At 34.2% G+C, this 15,246-nt stretch carries 12 protein-coding genes; 5 read left to right on the top strand and 7 right to left on the bottom strand.

The genetic code is table 11. The features are described 5' to 3' along the window. Positions 1 to 7: 7 nt before the first annotated feature. Together LMD38_RS26625 and lytS are read right to left on the bottom strand one after the other, a co-directional pair. Positions 8 to 748, bottom strand: a complete 741-nt coding sequence (locus tag LMD38_RS26625; RefSeq protein WP_000921835.1) for a LytR/AlgR family response regulator transcription factor — start codon at positions 746 to 748, stop codon at positions 8 to 10. Next, on the bottom strand, positions 726 to 2,495 hold the full coding sequence (gene lytS, locus LMD38_RS26620; RefSeq protein ID WP_061184143.1) for a two-component system sensor histidine kinase LytS: 1,770 nt from the start codon (positions 2,493 to 2,495) through the stop codon (positions 726 to 728). The genes LMD38_RS26625 and lytS overlap by 23 nt, the downstream gene beginning before the upstream one ends. Positions 2,496 to 2,823: 328 nt before the next feature. Here lytS and LMD38_RS26615 point away from each other — a divergent pair, with 328 nt between their 5' ends. Further along, entirely contained in the window at positions 2,824 to 4,122 is a 1,299-nt protein-coding gene (locus tag LMD38_RS26615) for an MFS transporter (RefSeq protein WP_029141244.1), read from the top strand. Between the two features lie 108 nt (positions 4,123 to 4,230). On the opposite strand, the gene LMD38_RS26610 is transcribed toward LMD38_RS26615, so the two are convergent. Together LMD38_RS26610 and LMD38_RS26605 are read right to left on the bottom strand one after the other, a co-directional pair. Next, complete coding sequence (locus LMD38_RS26610; RefSeq protein ID WP_016719060.1) at positions 4,231 to 5,799, bottom strand: BCCT family transporter; 1,569 nt, start codon at positions 5,797 to 5,799, stop codon at positions 4,231 to 4,233. 363 nt (positions 5,800 to 6,162) lie between these two features. Then, entirely contained in the window at positions 6,163 to 7,233 is a 1,071-nt protein-coding gene (locus LMD38_RS26605; protein ID WP_016719061.1) for a nitric oxide synthase oxygenase, read from the bottom strand. 215 nt (positions 7,234 to 7,448) lie between these two features. Here LMD38_RS26605 and sodA point away from each other — a divergent pair, with 215 nt between their 5' ends. Next, the gene (gene sodA, locus LMD38_RS26600) at positions 7,449 to 8,075 is read left to right on the top strand and encodes a superoxide dismutase [Mn] (protein WP_073530936.1); all 627 of its coding nucleotides are present in this window, start codon (positions 7,449 to 7,451) and stop codon (positions 8,073 to 8,075) included. Positions 8,076 to 8,163: 88 nt separating this feature from the next. Here the strand turns inward: sodA and LMD38_RS26595 are convergent, their stop codons facing one another. The 3 genes from LMD38_RS26595 to LMD38_RS26585 form a co-directional block, all read right to left on the bottom strand. Next, complete coding sequence (locus LMD38_RS26595; protein WP_033678606.1) at positions 8,164 to 9,045, bottom strand: NAD-dependent epimerase/dehydratase family protein; 882 nt, start codon at positions 9,043 to 9,045, stop codon at positions 8,164 to 8,166. Between the two features lie 105 nt (positions 9,046 to 9,150). Further along, positions 9,151 to 9,741 (bottom strand): AmiS/UreI family transporter, encoded by a 591-nt coding sequence (locus LMD38_RS26590; RefSeq protein WP_000542569.1) that lies wholly within the window; start codon positions 9,739 to 9,741, stop codon positions 9,151 to 9,153. Between the two features lie 435 nt (positions 9,742 to 10,176). Beyond that, positions 10,177 to 10,995, bottom strand: a complete 819-nt coding sequence (locus LMD38_RS26585) for an endo alpha-1,4 polygalactosaminidase (RefSeq protein WP_000455000.1) — start codon at positions 10,993 to 10,995, stop codon at positions 10,177 to 10,179. A 290-nt stretch (positions 10,996 to 11,285) separates the two neighbouring features. On the opposite strand from LMD38_RS26585, the gene LMD38_RS26580 reads away from it, so the two are divergent. Genes LMD38_RS26580 through LMD38_RS26570 form a run of 3 tightly spaced genes read left to right on the top strand, consistent with a single transcriptional unit; the run spans position 11,286 to position 15,245 of the window. Then, positions 11,286 to 12,509, top strand: a complete 1,224-nt coding sequence (locus LMD38_RS26580) for a GAF domain-containing protein (RefSeq protein ID WP_100633460.1) — start codon at positions 11,286 to 11,288, stop codon at positions 12,507 to 12,509. After that, positions 12,509 to 13,429, top strand: coding sequence for a tetratricopeptide repeat protein (locus LMD38_RS26575; RefSeq protein WP_044791870.1), 921 nt, complete (start codon positions 12,509 to 12,511; stop codon positions 13,427 to 13,429). The genes LMD38_RS26580 and LMD38_RS26575 overlap by 1 nt, the downstream gene beginning before the upstream one ends. Continuing rightward, positions 13,413 to 15,245 (top strand): DUF2194 domain-containing protein, encoded by a 1,833-nt coding sequence (locus LMD38_RS26570; protein ID WP_016719065.1) that lies wholly within the window; start codon positions 13,413 to 13,415, stop codon positions 15,243 to 15,245. Before LMD38_RS26575 ends, LMD38_RS26570 begins: the two co-directional genes overlap by 17 nt. The last annotated feature ends 1 nt before the right edge of the window (position 15,246 follow it).

Here is a 15,246-nt window from a genome sequence, read left to right as displayed (position 1 = left end):
CTGCTTCTTAAATACGAAGCAGCTTCTTGAGTTCTTTTGCATATGTACGACTAACAGGTACTTTTGATCCTTCTTTCATAATTAAATTATACGTAGAATTGAACCACGGCTGGATTTCAGTAATATGATTAATATTTGCAATAAAGCTACGATGTACACGCATAAAACTTGCTTGCGGCAACTTCTTTTCCAAAATCACAAGTGTATCGTGTGTTATATATGTGTCCCTCATTGTTTTTACTGTCACTTTTCCATCCACAAGCCCTACATATATAATATCTTCAATATTTACAAGTACAATTGATTCTTCAATTGGTAATGCTAATTTATGCATCTCTGCCGTTACATCTGCCCCTTTTATTTCTTGCTTCGTTTCTATTTGCGACTGCTTTTGTTTTTTATACTTCTTTAATGTTTGTACAATACGTTCTTCATCAAATGGCTTTAAAATATAGTCTAACGCATCTACTTCAAATGCTTGCAACGCGTATTGATCATAGGCAGTCGCAAATACAATGGCAGGTGGATTTTTCATCTTCTTTAATATATTCGCAATTTCAAATCCGTTATCATCAGATAACTGAATGTCTAGGAAAACAATATCTGGTTTGTTTTTCATTAGCTCTTCTAATGCATCCTCTACACAATCAGCCTCACCAATTATCTCAACTTCCTTCGTTCTTTCTAATAAATACTTTAGTTCATCGCGTGCTAACATTTCATCATCAACTACTAGTACTTTTAACAATCTGCTCTTCCTCCCCTACTTTTTTTGGAATAACAAAAGTAATCTCTGTCCCCTCATTTAATTTACTTTCGATATGAAGCATCGTTTCTTTTCCAAATAACCCAATAAGACGTTCATTAATATTATATAAAGCTGTTCCAGTCCCTTTCTTGGACGAAACTACCATCTTTCCTAATTGTTCTAAACGTTCTTCCTCAATTCCTTGCCCATTATCTTTTACTTCAAAATGAACCATACCCTCTTTTTCAAAAACATGCACTTCCACTTCGCACACTGGTTGCTTCTTCGGGAAAGCGTGTCGCAACGCATTTTCAACCAATAGTTGAAGAACAAATGGTGGTACTAAAGTTGTCTTTAGCTCATCCTCCATATACATCTTTACTTCATACTTATTTGGGAACCTTGCTTGTTCTAGCGATAGGTATGCCTGTACATGGTTTAATTCTTGTTCTAGTGGAATCAGTAACTGACGTGCGCCTTGCAAATTACAACGGAAATACACGCTAAGTTGTAATAATAACTTCCTTGCCTTCTCTACATCTGTTCGGCATAAAGCTGATACTGTATTAATCGCATTAAATAAAAAGTGCGGGTTAATTTGTGCTTGTAATGCCTTTATTTCCGCATCTTGCAATAATTTACTTTGCAACTCGGCTTCCCCTAATTCAAGTTGTGTAGAGAATATTTTTGCTAACCCTTCTGCTAATTCCTCTTCCACACGACTTAACTGATTAGGATTTTTGAAATACAGTTTTAATGTCCCTATCGTATTTCCATGTGAAGTTAGCGGAATAACAATCGCCGCTTGCAAAGGGCATCCTTCATGTTGACAATTAATGACCTCACGTGATTTTGCTTTCATTATTTTCCCTGTTTGTAACACTTCTTTCGACAAACCAGTTATTAAACTATGTGAAGGAATATGGTGATCTGATGCTAATCCAACATGAGCTAATATTTTCTCTGTATCTGTTAAGGATACCGCATCTGTTCCTGTAAAACGGTGAATAATTTGTGCCACATGCTTACATGATTTTTCTGTTAAGCCTTGGCGAAAATACGGTAACGTTTTATCTGCAATACGTAATACCTTATGAGTCTGAAGTGCCTTTGCGTTCTCTTCCTGACGCAATATAGCTTGTATCATAGAAAGTAAAATAAAACTTCCAAAACTATTTACAAGGATCATTGGTATCGCAATTGTTTTCACAATACTCATTCCATCCTCTACAATTAATAAGATCATAATCATTTCTAAAGAAACGATAAACACACTTAAAACCGCTGAAAATTTAGGCGTAATTGTACGATTATACTTTTTAAAAATGTATCCAATATAACCTGTTATAACCCCCGCTAAAATTGAAGAGATTGCACAACTTAGTGCAGTCGTCCCGCCAAGCATATAACGGTGAATACCAGCAATTGATCCTACTCCAATTCCGACGATAGGGCCACCAAGCAAGCCACTAATTCCAACACCCATAATACGTGTATTCGCAATGGTACTCGATGATGAAACACCTTGTAACCAATTTTCATTCATAATCGTATTCCCAGCAATTTCAATTCCCGTGTAATTGCTTACAATTGTAAACACTGAAAAAATACAAATAAGCTTAAGCTTATCTACATACCCATCTTGCTTATGAAGAAGGCGCCTGAACGTTTTAATATGAGAAAGTAAAAACCCTAAAATAACAATAAGCCCGACACGTTCAATCATCATAAGTACTAAATTTAGCATCTGTGATTCATTCCTTTTTATATGAGTTAGTTTTATTATCGGAAAATAATGAAGTGGGCGTCAAGAAGAATGAAATATCTTTTGCAATATTTTACACATAACAATTCCCGCTCTATTTGACAATCTAATAGAAGAGTGCTAAAAATAAAGTAATATAATACAGTCCTTTAACCCAACCCCGTGAGGTTGAGAAGGAAGTCGGAATATACTATACGTATGACCTATTTTAGGAATACGTATGCTTTTTTGGCCTTCTCATCATATCAGGTGAGAAGGCCTTTTGTTATTCTTCCATAGCGACTGTAGAAGAAAATAAGGGGGAGTAATGATGGACGTCACTACTGATGTACAATCAACAACAGAGGAAACGAAAGAGAAAAGATATAAAACATTATTTGGGTCTGCGTTAGGATATGCAGCAGAAGGCTTAGATATGTTGCTCTTATCTTTCGTACTCGTCTACATTTTAAAAGAATTTCATTTAAGCCCTGTTGAAGGTGGAAACTTAACTTTAGCTACCACAATAGGAATGCTAATTGGGTCTTATTTATTTGGATTTATTGCTGATTTATTTGGGCGTATCCGTACGATGGCCTTCACAATCTTACTATTTTCACTCGCAACAGCACTTATTTATTTCGCAACAGATTATTGGCAATTATTAATTCTTCGCTTTTTAGTGGGGATGGGAGTTGGTGGTGAATTCGGGATTGGAATGGCCATCGTAACTGAAACATGGTCTAAAGAAATGCGTGCTAAGGCGACATCTGTTGTTGCACTTGGATGGCAATTTGGCGTACTAGTAGCTTCACTCCTTCCAGCATTTATCGTCCCGCATTTTGGATGGAGAGCTGTTTTCCTATTTGGACTTATTCCCGCTTTATTAGCTGTTTATGTACGAAAAAGTTTAAGTGAACCGAAAATATGGGAACAAAAACAACGATACAAAAAAGAATTGTTACAAAAAGAGGTTGAAGGCAGTTTAACAACTACTGAGGCTGAACAACTAAAACAAATGAAAAAGTTCCCACTTCGAAAGCTATTTGCAAATAAAAAAGTAACAGTAACAACTATTGGCCTTATTATTATGTCATTCATCCAGAACTTCGGATATTATGGTATCTTTACATGGATGCCAACTATTTTAGCGAATAAATATAACTATACATTAGCAAAAGCTAGTGGTTGGATGTTCATCTCTACGATCGGTATGTTAATTGGAATTGCAATTTTTGGAATTCTAGCTGATAAAATTGGTCGCCGTAAAACTTTTACAATCTATTATGTCGGTGGTACTATATACTGTCTCATTTACTTCTTCTTATTCACAAATCCAACATTATTGTTATGGGGCAGCGCATTGCTTGGATTCTTCGCAAATGGCATGATGGGAGGATTCGGAGCAATTTTAGCTGAAAACTATCCTGCTGAAGCTCGCTCTACAGCAGAAAACTTTATTTTCGGTACAGGACGTGGTTTAGCTGGCTTTGGACCTGTTATTATCGGATTACTTGCTGCAGGTGGTAATTTAATGGGCGCATTATCTCTTATCTTCATTATCTATCCAATCGGTTTAATTACAATGCTACTATGTGTCCCAGAGACGAAAGATAAAGTATTAGAATAGATTGAAACTGTACAGAGTACTATCCACTTCGAGAAAAGTAGTTAAATAAATAATAAAGAGGAAGCATTTCAAATGAAATGCTTCCTCTTTTTATATAAATACAATTATTTATTTTGATCTACTAGCTTTTTGGAACAAGAAGCTAGTTTTATCTTCTTCTTTTACAATGCCTTGTTTTAATGCTAGTTCCCCTGCAACTTTAGGCGCTAGCCATAGCATTGGGAGTAACAGAATGGATACCGGGACAGCTGTTACTACGATGAATGATTGCAAGGCGTTAATACTTCCCTCACCCATGTATAACAGAATTGCCGCAACTGCTCCCATAATAAGCGACCAAAAAATTCGTAAGCTAATTCTAGGATCTCCGTCTCCAGTCACTGCCATCGAAATCGAATAAGCCATTGAATCTCCTGTTGTCACTACAAATAAAATTGTTAGTAAAAGAAATGCCGGTCCAATAATATGAGAGAGTGGCAGTTGTTCTGTAATTGCAATCATAGCAGCTGGCATACCCGATTCACTTAATGCGCTTGAAATAGAACCAGGCTTCATTAATTCATAAAACACACCTGATCCTCCCAGAATTGTAAACCAAAATGTTGTAATAATAGGTGCAATAATTCCAATTGCAACGATGATTTCTCGAATCGTTCTTCCTCTTGAAATACGGCTCACTAAAATTGCCATCATCGGTCCATATCCAATAAACCATCCCCAGAAAAAGATTGTCCACGATCCTAACCAACCTGTATCACCGCGGTATGTGCTCATTGGAATAAATTCATTTATATAAAATCCAAACGAAGATACAAACGAATCAATAATAAATCCACCTGGTCCACATAATAATACAAATACCATTAATAAAATCGCTAATTTAACATTTAAATCGCTTATAATTTGAATCCCTTTATTAATTCCTGTTACTGCAGATATAGTAGAAACCGCAACTACACAAATAATAATTGTTAATTGAGTAGTAAAAACATCAGGAATATTAAACAATGCCTGTAGGCCATAACTTGCTTGTAAGCCTAAAAATCCGATCGGTCCAATCGTCCCTGCAGCTACCGCAATAATGGCAAATGCATCAATCATTGTTCCAAGCAAACTCTTTCGCAATTTCTCACCAAAAATAGGATATAAAAGCGTTCGAGGTTTTAACGGCATACCTTTATGATAATGCCCATACATCATAACTACCGCACTGATTGTACCTAAAATCGTCCAAGCCAAGAAACCCCAATGCATATAACTTTGTGCTAAAGCAGGCATTACTGCTTCTTTCGTTCCAGCAGATATACCTTCATGTATCGGCGGCACCGTCATCAAGTGGTACATTGGCTCTGCAGCTGCCCAAAAAACGCCACCTCCGGCAAGTAATGTCGACATAATAATAGCAAGCCACTTTGCCGTACTAATCTCAGGTTTTTCTAATCCCCCAAGTTTAACTCTTCCATATTTCGAGAATGCCATACACATTGCAACAATAAATGTACCAATTAACAAAACTTGCCAGAAGGCACCAAAATATTTAATTGAAGCTGCAAAACTGCTATTAATGACTCCCTCTACATAATTTTTATTTAAGAAAACTGCAATTACAAATAATAAAAGCGAACCACCACTAATAAGAAATACAGGCCAATCCGTTTTTCGACTCTTCATCCTCATTTACACTTCCTCCTTCCTCAGCAATCTAAAAAAACAACTTTATTATGTTTTATTGTTTACACCCAAAACACAATGATTATATAAGCATAATAATTCATCTATTTCCTACACACTTATGTTGTCCCTAAAAATATGCTAAATCCCTTATTTAAAAGAAAATTTCTATTCCTCTTACATAAAAAAGCAAAATAAAAGACCTTATATTTCTATAAGGTCTTCGAAACAGAAATTTGATTATAACATAAGGAACTCCTTGGTTCAAAAAGCTCCTTCCAAAAATAACCGAGGGTAAAGGCTTCCATTTGCTACGTAACAGTAGTTAAAAAAATTTATATTTTTACAGAAAATGCCCTATACTACAAACTATTTATGAAAAAAATTCGGCTTCAAAATTTCATTCGAATACGGTTTATGATAAATATGAGTGGTAGCTGGAGATAACGGCGGAATGAGCCACACCCAATTGCCCGTTACAACACGACCACAGGCAGCTTCTTGCTTCTCAAATTGCTGAAATTGTTGTGCCGCAGTATGATGGTCAACAATACTCACTCCTTGTTTTTTAAAGGAATATAAAACAGCCACGTTTAATTCAACTAACGCCTTGTCTTTCCATAACGTACCGTTTCTCGATGTATCCAAATCCATCATTTCCGCAACTGCTGGAAGTAAATTATAGCGATCATGATCCGCTAAGTTACGTGCCCCAATCTCTGTTCCCATATACCATCCATTAAACGGAGCTGCTGTATAGGAAATACCGCCAATTTCTAAGCGCATATCTGAAATCATTGGAACCCCGTACCATTTTGCTCCAAGTGACGAAATTGGGTATTCTGGGTGTTCAATTGGTACCTCTTTTACTTCTTCTTTCGGAATTTCTTTATATATAGGCGCTTTTCCATCTATAGAAAACACAAGTGGTAATACATCGAAATTCGTACCTTCTCCTTGCCAGCCAAGTTCTTGACAAAAATCTGTAAACACAGCGGAATGAGAGTCACCAATCACTCCCATTTCTGTTTTATATCCTGCATACCGAATCAATTGGTGATTATAAATTCGTATATTATTTTCTTCACCTTGATATTGCTTAAAAATTGTAATGGTCGGTTTCACTTTTCCGTCGTTCGTTGCATATTTAATATGATGAATTAATGCATTATATACACCTTCCTCATCATTTACTTCACGTGCATCTAATATGTGCATCTTACTCCAAAATAGTCTTCCGATACATCGATTACTATTGCGCCATGCCATTCGCGATCCGTGAACAAGTTCTTCAAATGTATGTTCATACGTCCCCGTCTTCTCTATTTCAACTCGAATTTCTTTCATGCGTTCTTCTATGAATTGTTCTTTATTAAGCTCTTTATAGCAAATCGTAATAAAATGACTCGCTTCCTCTATTAATTGCTTCGTTTTACTCATAAGCGATCTCCTTCTATTTCAACAAAACGTTACTACTTTACAGTATAAGCAAAAAGAATAAGAGTCACAAACGAAAGTCGAAGTGTTACTTTTATTGTACTATCTTTCAGAAAATTAAGAGATTACTATTGACTTTCATGAAAAATAGGTGTATTTTTTACTCATGTAAATTATTTTTACCTAGACCAACTTTTAGAGAGAAAGGAGGAAATGTCATGTCTTCATTTCAATTGCCAAAGCTTTCATATGACTATGATGAACTAGAGCCATATATCGATAGCAATACACTTTCTATTCATCATGGAAAGCACCATGCGACATACGTAAATAATTTGAATGCCGCATTAGAAAACCATTCGGAATTACATAATAAATCTTTAGAAGAGTTACTATGTAATTTAGAAGCTTTACCAAAGGAAATTGTTACAGCTGTCAGAAATAACGGTGGTGGACATTATTGTCATAGTCTTTTTTGGGAAGTAATGAGCCCACGGGGTGGCGGCGAGCCTAATGGAGACGTTGCAAAAGTAATTGATTATTATTTCAATACCTTTGACAACTTAAAAGATCAACTGTCTAAAGCAGCAATTAGCCGTTTTGGAAGTGGTTATGGATGGCTTGTCCTTGATGGTGAAGAACTTACTGTAATGAGTACACCTAATCAAGATACACCTTTGCAAGAAGGCAAAATTCCATTACTTGTCATTGATGTATGGGAACATGCCTATTATTTAAAGTACCAAAATCGTCGCCCAGAATTTGTTACCAACTGGTGGCATACAGTGAACTGGGACCGGGTAAATGAAAAGTATTTACAAGCAATTCAATCACAAAAACATTAGTCGTGCGTATAAGGTAAGTTTGGTAATGTAAAATTAGTATTGTCGAAATCCTCCAGAATCCCCCGGATTGCCACCGGGGGATTTATGATCATTTCATTGCATGTATGTAATAATGTAATACTTTTTCTATTTCTATTTTCAACCCTCGGAACGGGAACCCTAATTCATTAGCTTTTCCATTATGTAATGTACAATTAGTCAATTCATTATAAGGTGCTACATGATCTCCTACTTCTTGAATGAGTGATTTTATTCCCGTATTCTCTTCTATAAAATGAATAATTTCCCGAGTAGAAACTACCCCGTTGCTACAAGCATTAATTGGCCCTTCTATGTCTTTCATCCCACACCAAGCTAAAAATTCCCCGGCTTCTTCTTCATGTATAAACGACAATTTTCCATCTAGATGATTCACTGCGACAGGTTCTTCTCTCACAATATGTTCAACGTAAAATTGTAACCTTTTCGTATAATCGTTTTCTCCAATAACAACTGGAAAACGAACTGCAACAACTGGAAATGTTGCTTGCTGAAATACAACTGCTTCGGCTAACCTCTTTCCTTCACCATAATTGAAGTCATTCCTATCTCCATACGCAATTGCATACTCGTACGGATCGAAGTCCTCTTCTGATAAACTTAGTGCTGGTTCATAGACAGCCATTGAAGATGTCATAACGTATTTTGTCGTTTTCCCTCGTAACACTTCACATATTATCTTCGCTGCGTTCGAGCTATAGCATAAATTATCGTATACAATATCATAACTTTTATCTGCTAGACGCTCTGCTAGTTGTTTTTCATCTTCTCTATCTACAATAAGTCTTTTTACTCTACTCCCAAAAGAATCTTCCGTAATTCCTCTCGTCGCAATCGTTACATCGTGCCCATCTTGCAAAAGTGCTTCTACTAAATGTTTACCAAAAAATCTTGTTCCCCCTAGCACCAATACTTTTTTCAACTTTATCATCCCCATTTCGATAAATTGTAAAATACTACCTCTCTATTATAAATGCTAACATATAAAAAGCATGGAACTCGTTTAACGATTCCATGCTTTTCTACAAAAAATATATTAACGTACTCGATATTTATAAATACAATAACAGAAGTATAAAATAGAAATTACAGATACATAAACCCATAATTCATATACGAATCCCTCTCCCCATACTCCCATAAAATAAAAGAGTGAAGGTAACGTCAATGTTACCCATGATTGTACGAAGGCAATCCTTCCAAGATATTGATTGATGTTCTTTTTTTGTGTATTTAATACAAAGAATAAATACCAAAGTAATGCCCACATAAACCACGTTAACGCATTCACAACATCGTGGAATTGAACAAATGAAACAACCATATAGAATAAAGCAATAATTGCTACCCAAATGCAGAACCACCCTAAACCGCTACTGTCCATTCCTTTTATAAAAGTAACACCTACATATAAATAGGTTAATCCGAATAAGAAAGTAGCTGCATATGAATATACCGTCCAATTACTTTGATCAGAAATCATGATTAAATAGAACGGAATAATAATTTGTAGTGCACCCACAAATAAATTAAAAACACCTGCACTTTTCATCTCTGCTTTTCCTAATATAACAAGACTATTTAAAAATAAAGCTGCACCCGAAAGTAATAATCCTACGTAACCCATATGTATTCGTGTGAAATTCTTTCCCTTTCACACTTTTAACCTCCCCACAATATAAAGTGATTCTTTATTATTTTTCTTCCTATTTCAAACTACATACATAATTTTTAATCTAAATAGGTCAGACTTCCTACCTTGAAGAACGCCAAATTTAAAACGCTTTCAATCATAAATAACCCTATCAGAACATTAATAGGATTCCTTGATTATAAACGTACTCTAACCATGACACAAGTATTGATGTTATTTTAAATATCACGTTTTTTATTTCTATAAAAATTAATAGGATAATGCACTTTTTCTATCTTATTCTACTAATTTCTAACATGGAATATTATAAAATGAGCTAGTCAGTAATACATTCATCTTTATAAGATAATCGTATACTGACCTAAACTTTCATAGTCAATATTGATAGTTTCTCATCCCTAATAATTGCTATTTATCATAAATATCATTCGGATTAATTGTAGGAATAAATCCATTTATAGAACTATATTTTTTAGATACGGTATTTGGAGTAACGGTAAACGTTACAATCTTATTACTTTGTTGTTTAAAATAGCGCATCCAATTTTGACTCCATTCATCTTTCGTAATAACTTGTTTATTGAAGTCCTCCCACAATACACCATGTATAAAATTCAAGGATGTATTTTTGATTGTGTCAAATCCCCAATTCTGTATAAGAAGCAAATCAGAATCAACACCTTTTATTTCTTTTAATAAATTTACATATGCTTCGCGAAATTTCCCTTGTGTAACTGGCTGATCATAAAAATAGTCATCAATATCACCAGCGGTATCTAAAAACACACCGTCTATTCCTTTTCCAATAACTTGCTGTTTCACTTTATTTACAACAATCCGCCGGTAATGTTCATCAGCTAAATTCATAATATATGTATCCCACTGCTCAATCTTCATTTTCTTACCGTCTCGATAATAATAGTCTGATTCAACTACTTGCGATTTATGCCACGATTCTAATTCTAAAACACTAACATACCCAAGGACTACTGTTCCGGATTTTTTTAATTGCTGAACTTGCTCTTTCGTAAATGCATATGGCTCTATAATGACCATGTCATACTTTGAAAGTCCCTCAATTACTTGCTCATTTGCTTCACCATAATAAATTTTATAACTTCGTACATTTTTTAAAACTGGTTCCACGACATTTGCTTGGGCGGATGTACTTGAGGAAAAAATAAAAGAAAATATAGCTAAAAAGTACATGGAACGTTTCCACTCCATAATAATATTACCCCCTATAAAACTGTAATTTTTTATCATTTTATATATTAATACAAGTATAGTAATACAATAACATTTTACATTTTTTCAAGCTCGATATTTAATAAAAAATTCCAATAAATACAATACATTAACAAAAATTAGAATTTATTTCACTTGAATTTACTACATCTCTGTTGATAAAATGATTTGGGCTTTATATAATTTAAAATAATTCTTTTAAATTATGTATTTTATTTCAGTGTACTATTCCTCAAAATTAAATTTGCAAACGAAAGAAGGGATTTTTTATGCACTATAGACAATCTAATTTATTACAAAAAATGATTGAACCTACGATTCTCTTTATTGCTCTATTTTTTCTCTCAATACTAACTGATTTTCTAACACCAACGTATGAATACTTCTTACTCTTATTTATTACATTAATTATTTCTAGCCGGTATGGCATATCTATCGCCCTTTTCACCTTTCTAGAAGCAATGATTTATATTTTTATAAGCGGTATATATAAAGAAGATGATATATTACTGTACTTTTATTCATTAGATTACTGGATTAATTGGATTTTCTTACTTGTTATTAGTTTATGTTGTGGACTAATGAGTACTGCACAAAAAGAACGGTATGAAGATGTACATATGATAAATAATGAGCTAAAAGCCGAAAATAAAGAATTAAAATATGTTGTGAAACAATTGGATGAAACACGTATTACACTACGTTCTCGTGTACTTGAATCAAATAATCACTTATCTAAAATGTATCATATGTTTAAAGCTTTAAATCATACACATCCTGAAATTGTACTCGATGAGGGAATAAATGTATTAAAAATGTATTTCGGAGCAAAAAAAATTGGTATCTATCACGTCGATAACAATAAACAATCACTTCGTATTAAATTAAGAGCAGAAACTGGTAAAAATACCTTACCTCAATCCATTTTTGTTAAAAATGCTTCGCTAGTCATCAAAAACGCTCTAGCGCATAATCGACCTTTTTTCCGTACAGAAGAGGATTTTCAAGACGCTCCACTTTTAGTTGGTCCCGTCCTATTCCAAGATGATGTACAATACGTCATTATATTAGACGAAATTGAATTTTCAAAAGTAACTTCTGAGCAATTCGAACTTTTCACATGGTATTTGCGCTGGATGGGTGATCGTTTACAAAACGCTTCTAATCTTTGGCTATCAAGTCAAGAGGATCGTACATTCCCTAAAACGAGTATTTATTATGAAGATGAATTTGAACATTTACTAAAAATAGAAAAGAAACGGTACGAAACATTATCTTATCCATATTCCTATTTTGAATTTACTGTTCCACAAGATTCTTTAGAAATGATAAATTCTATTTTAAAAGATCATTTGCGTGATATTGATATATTCGGTTATAGCACGACCAAACAAAAAGTTATGATTCTATTACCTGGCACTGAAGAAAAGTTTTTATTACCAGTCCAAACTCGTATACAAAACGCTCTTTCTTCTAAAGGAGTGCTATGCTAATGATTTTACTCCTTCTTTACTTTATTTATGCTATTTTGGTTTTTCTTTTATTTCGATTTACGAAAGGTTTGATTACTGAAGATAAGAAAGGAATTATTGAGTTTTGCTTGATTATCTCTCTCCTTTTCCCGCTTGTCGGACTTATTGTATCAGCAATCATGTTATTACTGAATATAAGACGCTCCAAGACCGAGTGGTTACAGCAATACTCTGAGTATGTTTCCTTTCAAGTTGATCATTATGAAGATATTTTGGCATCAGCAAAACAAGATATGGACCTAATTTCATTTTCTTCTGGATTAGAACTAGATAAGCCTGAATTACATAAACAACTCATTGTACAGTTAAGCTCCTCCCCTATTTCCAATGAAGGAGGCTTATTGAAAGAAGCCATTCATCATAAAGATCCTGAAACTGTACATTACGCAGCAACTACTATTAATTTACTAAATGAACGGTACGAAAAACAGATCGAATACTTAAATAAGCAATTTCTACAAAATCCACAAAATGAAATTGCAAAAGAGTTGGTTTCTAACTATTTAAGATATATAGACAGTGGTCTTCTTTCTAATCAGCAAAAGGAAAAAATAATCGCCGAATTTATGAATTTTATTACACAAAGTGTAGAACTATTCCCTACCGAACCTCTTTATCCTTTCCACCTTGGAAATCTGTTTCTACATACAAAACAATATGCAAAGTCTGAAGAACAATTTTTAAATCTTATTCATTTCTATCCTGAATCATATTACGGTTACGTTGGGTTACTTGAAATATATTATGAACAAAAGTTATGGGACGAGCTCTATAACTTAATCAATAATCTAGCAGCTGCAAAAAGAGTTCATATACTACCGCGTAAATATCAATTATTTGTAAGACAGTTTGGAGGCGCACACATTGAAAAAGGGGATTAATATATATATCGGAATTGTTAGTATCATTTTATTTCTCTTAATTATATCTATCCTTATATATCGAACAGAAAATTTCTATCAAAAGTTTTCTGTTCCTAAAACTAAAGAAACAGATACTGTTAAAACACTCAAAGCAAAAGATGTAGCCCAAAATGGACAAAAAATGCAATTATACGTTTTAAAAACGGATAATACATTAGGGCAACAAGTCGAATTTAATACGAAAAAGGCAATGGATTACGCACACCTACACTACAAAGATATTACAGCTAATGAAATTAAGGGACTTACTCCCTCTCCCTATACAGGAATTATTATTACAGGTGAAATAATGGCACAACTTCCACAAGCTGATATTCAAAATTTTGTACAAATGGGCGGAAGGATTATTATCGCAAACCGACTTGATTCAGATCCTTCCTGGAACACATTATTTGGTATTACAAAAAAAGAAGGCTTCAAAGATGTGAAAGGATTAACCTTTGAAGAAGTTTTATTCCCTGGTTATCCTGATCTCTCAAGTTCTTCTCCATTGTTCACTCATAGCTCAATGAATATTACGCTAGATGAGAATACAACTAATACTTGGATTACTGCAGAAGATACTCCCATCCTTTGGACCAATGACTACGGTGAAGGAAAAGTCTTATATTGGAATACAACAGCATTGAACGATAAATTAGGTAGAGGTATGTTCGTTCAATCACTGGGTACTATTTTCCCGACTTTCGCTACAGTACAACTTGGAGCGGAGATTATGTATATCGATGACTTCCCATCTCCAATTCCAAGTGGAGAACTAAAAAACTTAACAACAGAAAAAATTTCTGTTGAAGAATTTTATAAAAAACATTGGTGGAAAAATATGAAGGATATCTCTGAAGAGCTTGATATTAAATATACAGGGGTTGCAATTGGCACATACCAAAATAAAGTAACGCCACCCTTTGAAAATTTTACAGGTAAAAATAGAAATACCTATTTATTATTTGGGAGAGAATTATTAAGTCACGGTGGAGAAATCGGTATTCATGGCTATAACCATCAACCTTTATTATTACCACCAGACCCAGTAGATAAAGCACTTGAATATGTTCCATGGAATTCAAAAGAGGACATGGAGAGATCCTTAGATGCTTTACAAAAACTCGTGTATAACTTCTTTCCAAACGAAAAACTAAAAACCTATGTACCACCATCCAATATTATAAATACAACTGGATTAAGTGCATTAAACGACGCAGTTCCAACTATGGAAACAGTTGCTTCCCTATATGTGGGAAGTAAAAGTAACGGCAGTTTAATTCAAGAATTTGGACCAGACGAGCACAACAAAAATATTTATCACTTCCCACGTATTACGAGTGGCTATGCTATTTCAGATGAAGAACAATTTATTTTAGCTGATGTTACCGCAAATTTAGGGGTTATCTCACATTTCGTCCATCCAGATGATATCCTTGATGAAAAACGTTCGGGTAATTTAACGTGGGAAGAATTATTTAAAGCTTATAAAACGACAATTAAAGAAATACGAGAAAGATATCCTTATATAAAAAGTATGACACAAAGTGAAGCAACTGCTTCCATGAAAATTTATCAAACTGGTGATTTAACTGTTTCTTATGAAGATGATGCTGTTCACATTGCATATAAAGGATTACCAAACCACACTGCAACGATTATACGTGTGGAAGAAGGGAAAAAATTGAAAACCGGTTCATTCCCATACGGCACAGTTACAAAGCTAGATTCACAAATTTATAGCGTTATATTAAAACAAGCTAACGCTACAATTCCAATTAAAGGGGTATAGC

The sequence above is a fragment of the Bacillus pacificus genome (genome assembly GCF_020861345.1).
Lineage (GTDB): Bacteria > Bacillota > Bacilli > Bacillales > Bacillaceae_G > Bacillus_A > Bacillus_A pacificus.
This window is presented reverse-complemented; position numbering and strand designations above follow the sequence as displayed.

Coding starts and splice junctions, on each gene's coding strand:
- lytS (WP_061184143.1), bottom strand. CDS start 2,495: ATGCTAAATTTAGTACTTATGATGATTGAACGTGTCGGGCTTATTGTT.
- LMD38_RS26615 (WP_029141244.1), top strand. CDS start 2,824: ATGGACGTCACTACTGATGTACAATCAACAACAGAGGAAACGAAAGAG.
- LMD38_RS26610 (WP_016719060.1), bottom strand. CDS start 5,799: ATGAGGATGAAGAGTCGAAAAACGGATTGGCCTGTATTTCTTATTAGT.
- LMD38_RS26605 (WP_016719061.1), bottom strand. CDS start 7,233: ATGAGTAAAACGAAGCAATTAATAGAGGAAGCGAGTCATTTTATTACG.
- sodA (WP_073530936.1), top strand. CDS start 7,449: ATGTCTTCATTTCAATTGCCAAAGCTTTCATATGACTATGATGAACTA.
- LMD38_RS26595 (WP_033678606.1), bottom strand. CDS start 9,045: ATGATAAAGTTGAAAAAAGTATTGGTGCTAGGGGGAACAAGATTTTTT.
- LMD38_RS26590 (WP_000542569.1), bottom strand. CDS start 9,741: ATGGGTTACGTAGGATTATTACTTTCGGGTGCAGCTTTATTTTTAAAT.
- LMD38_RS26585 (WP_000455000.1), bottom strand. CDS start 10,995: ATGGAGTGGAAACGTTCCATGTACTTTTTAGCTATATTTTCTTTTATT.
- LMD38_RS26580 (WP_100633460.1), top strand. CDS start 11,286: ATGCACTATAGACAATCTAATTTATTACAAAAAATGATTGAACCTACG.
- LMD38_RS26575 (WP_044791870.1), top strand. CDS start 12,509: ATGATTTTACTCCTTCTTTACTTTATTTATGCTATTTTGGTTTTTCTT.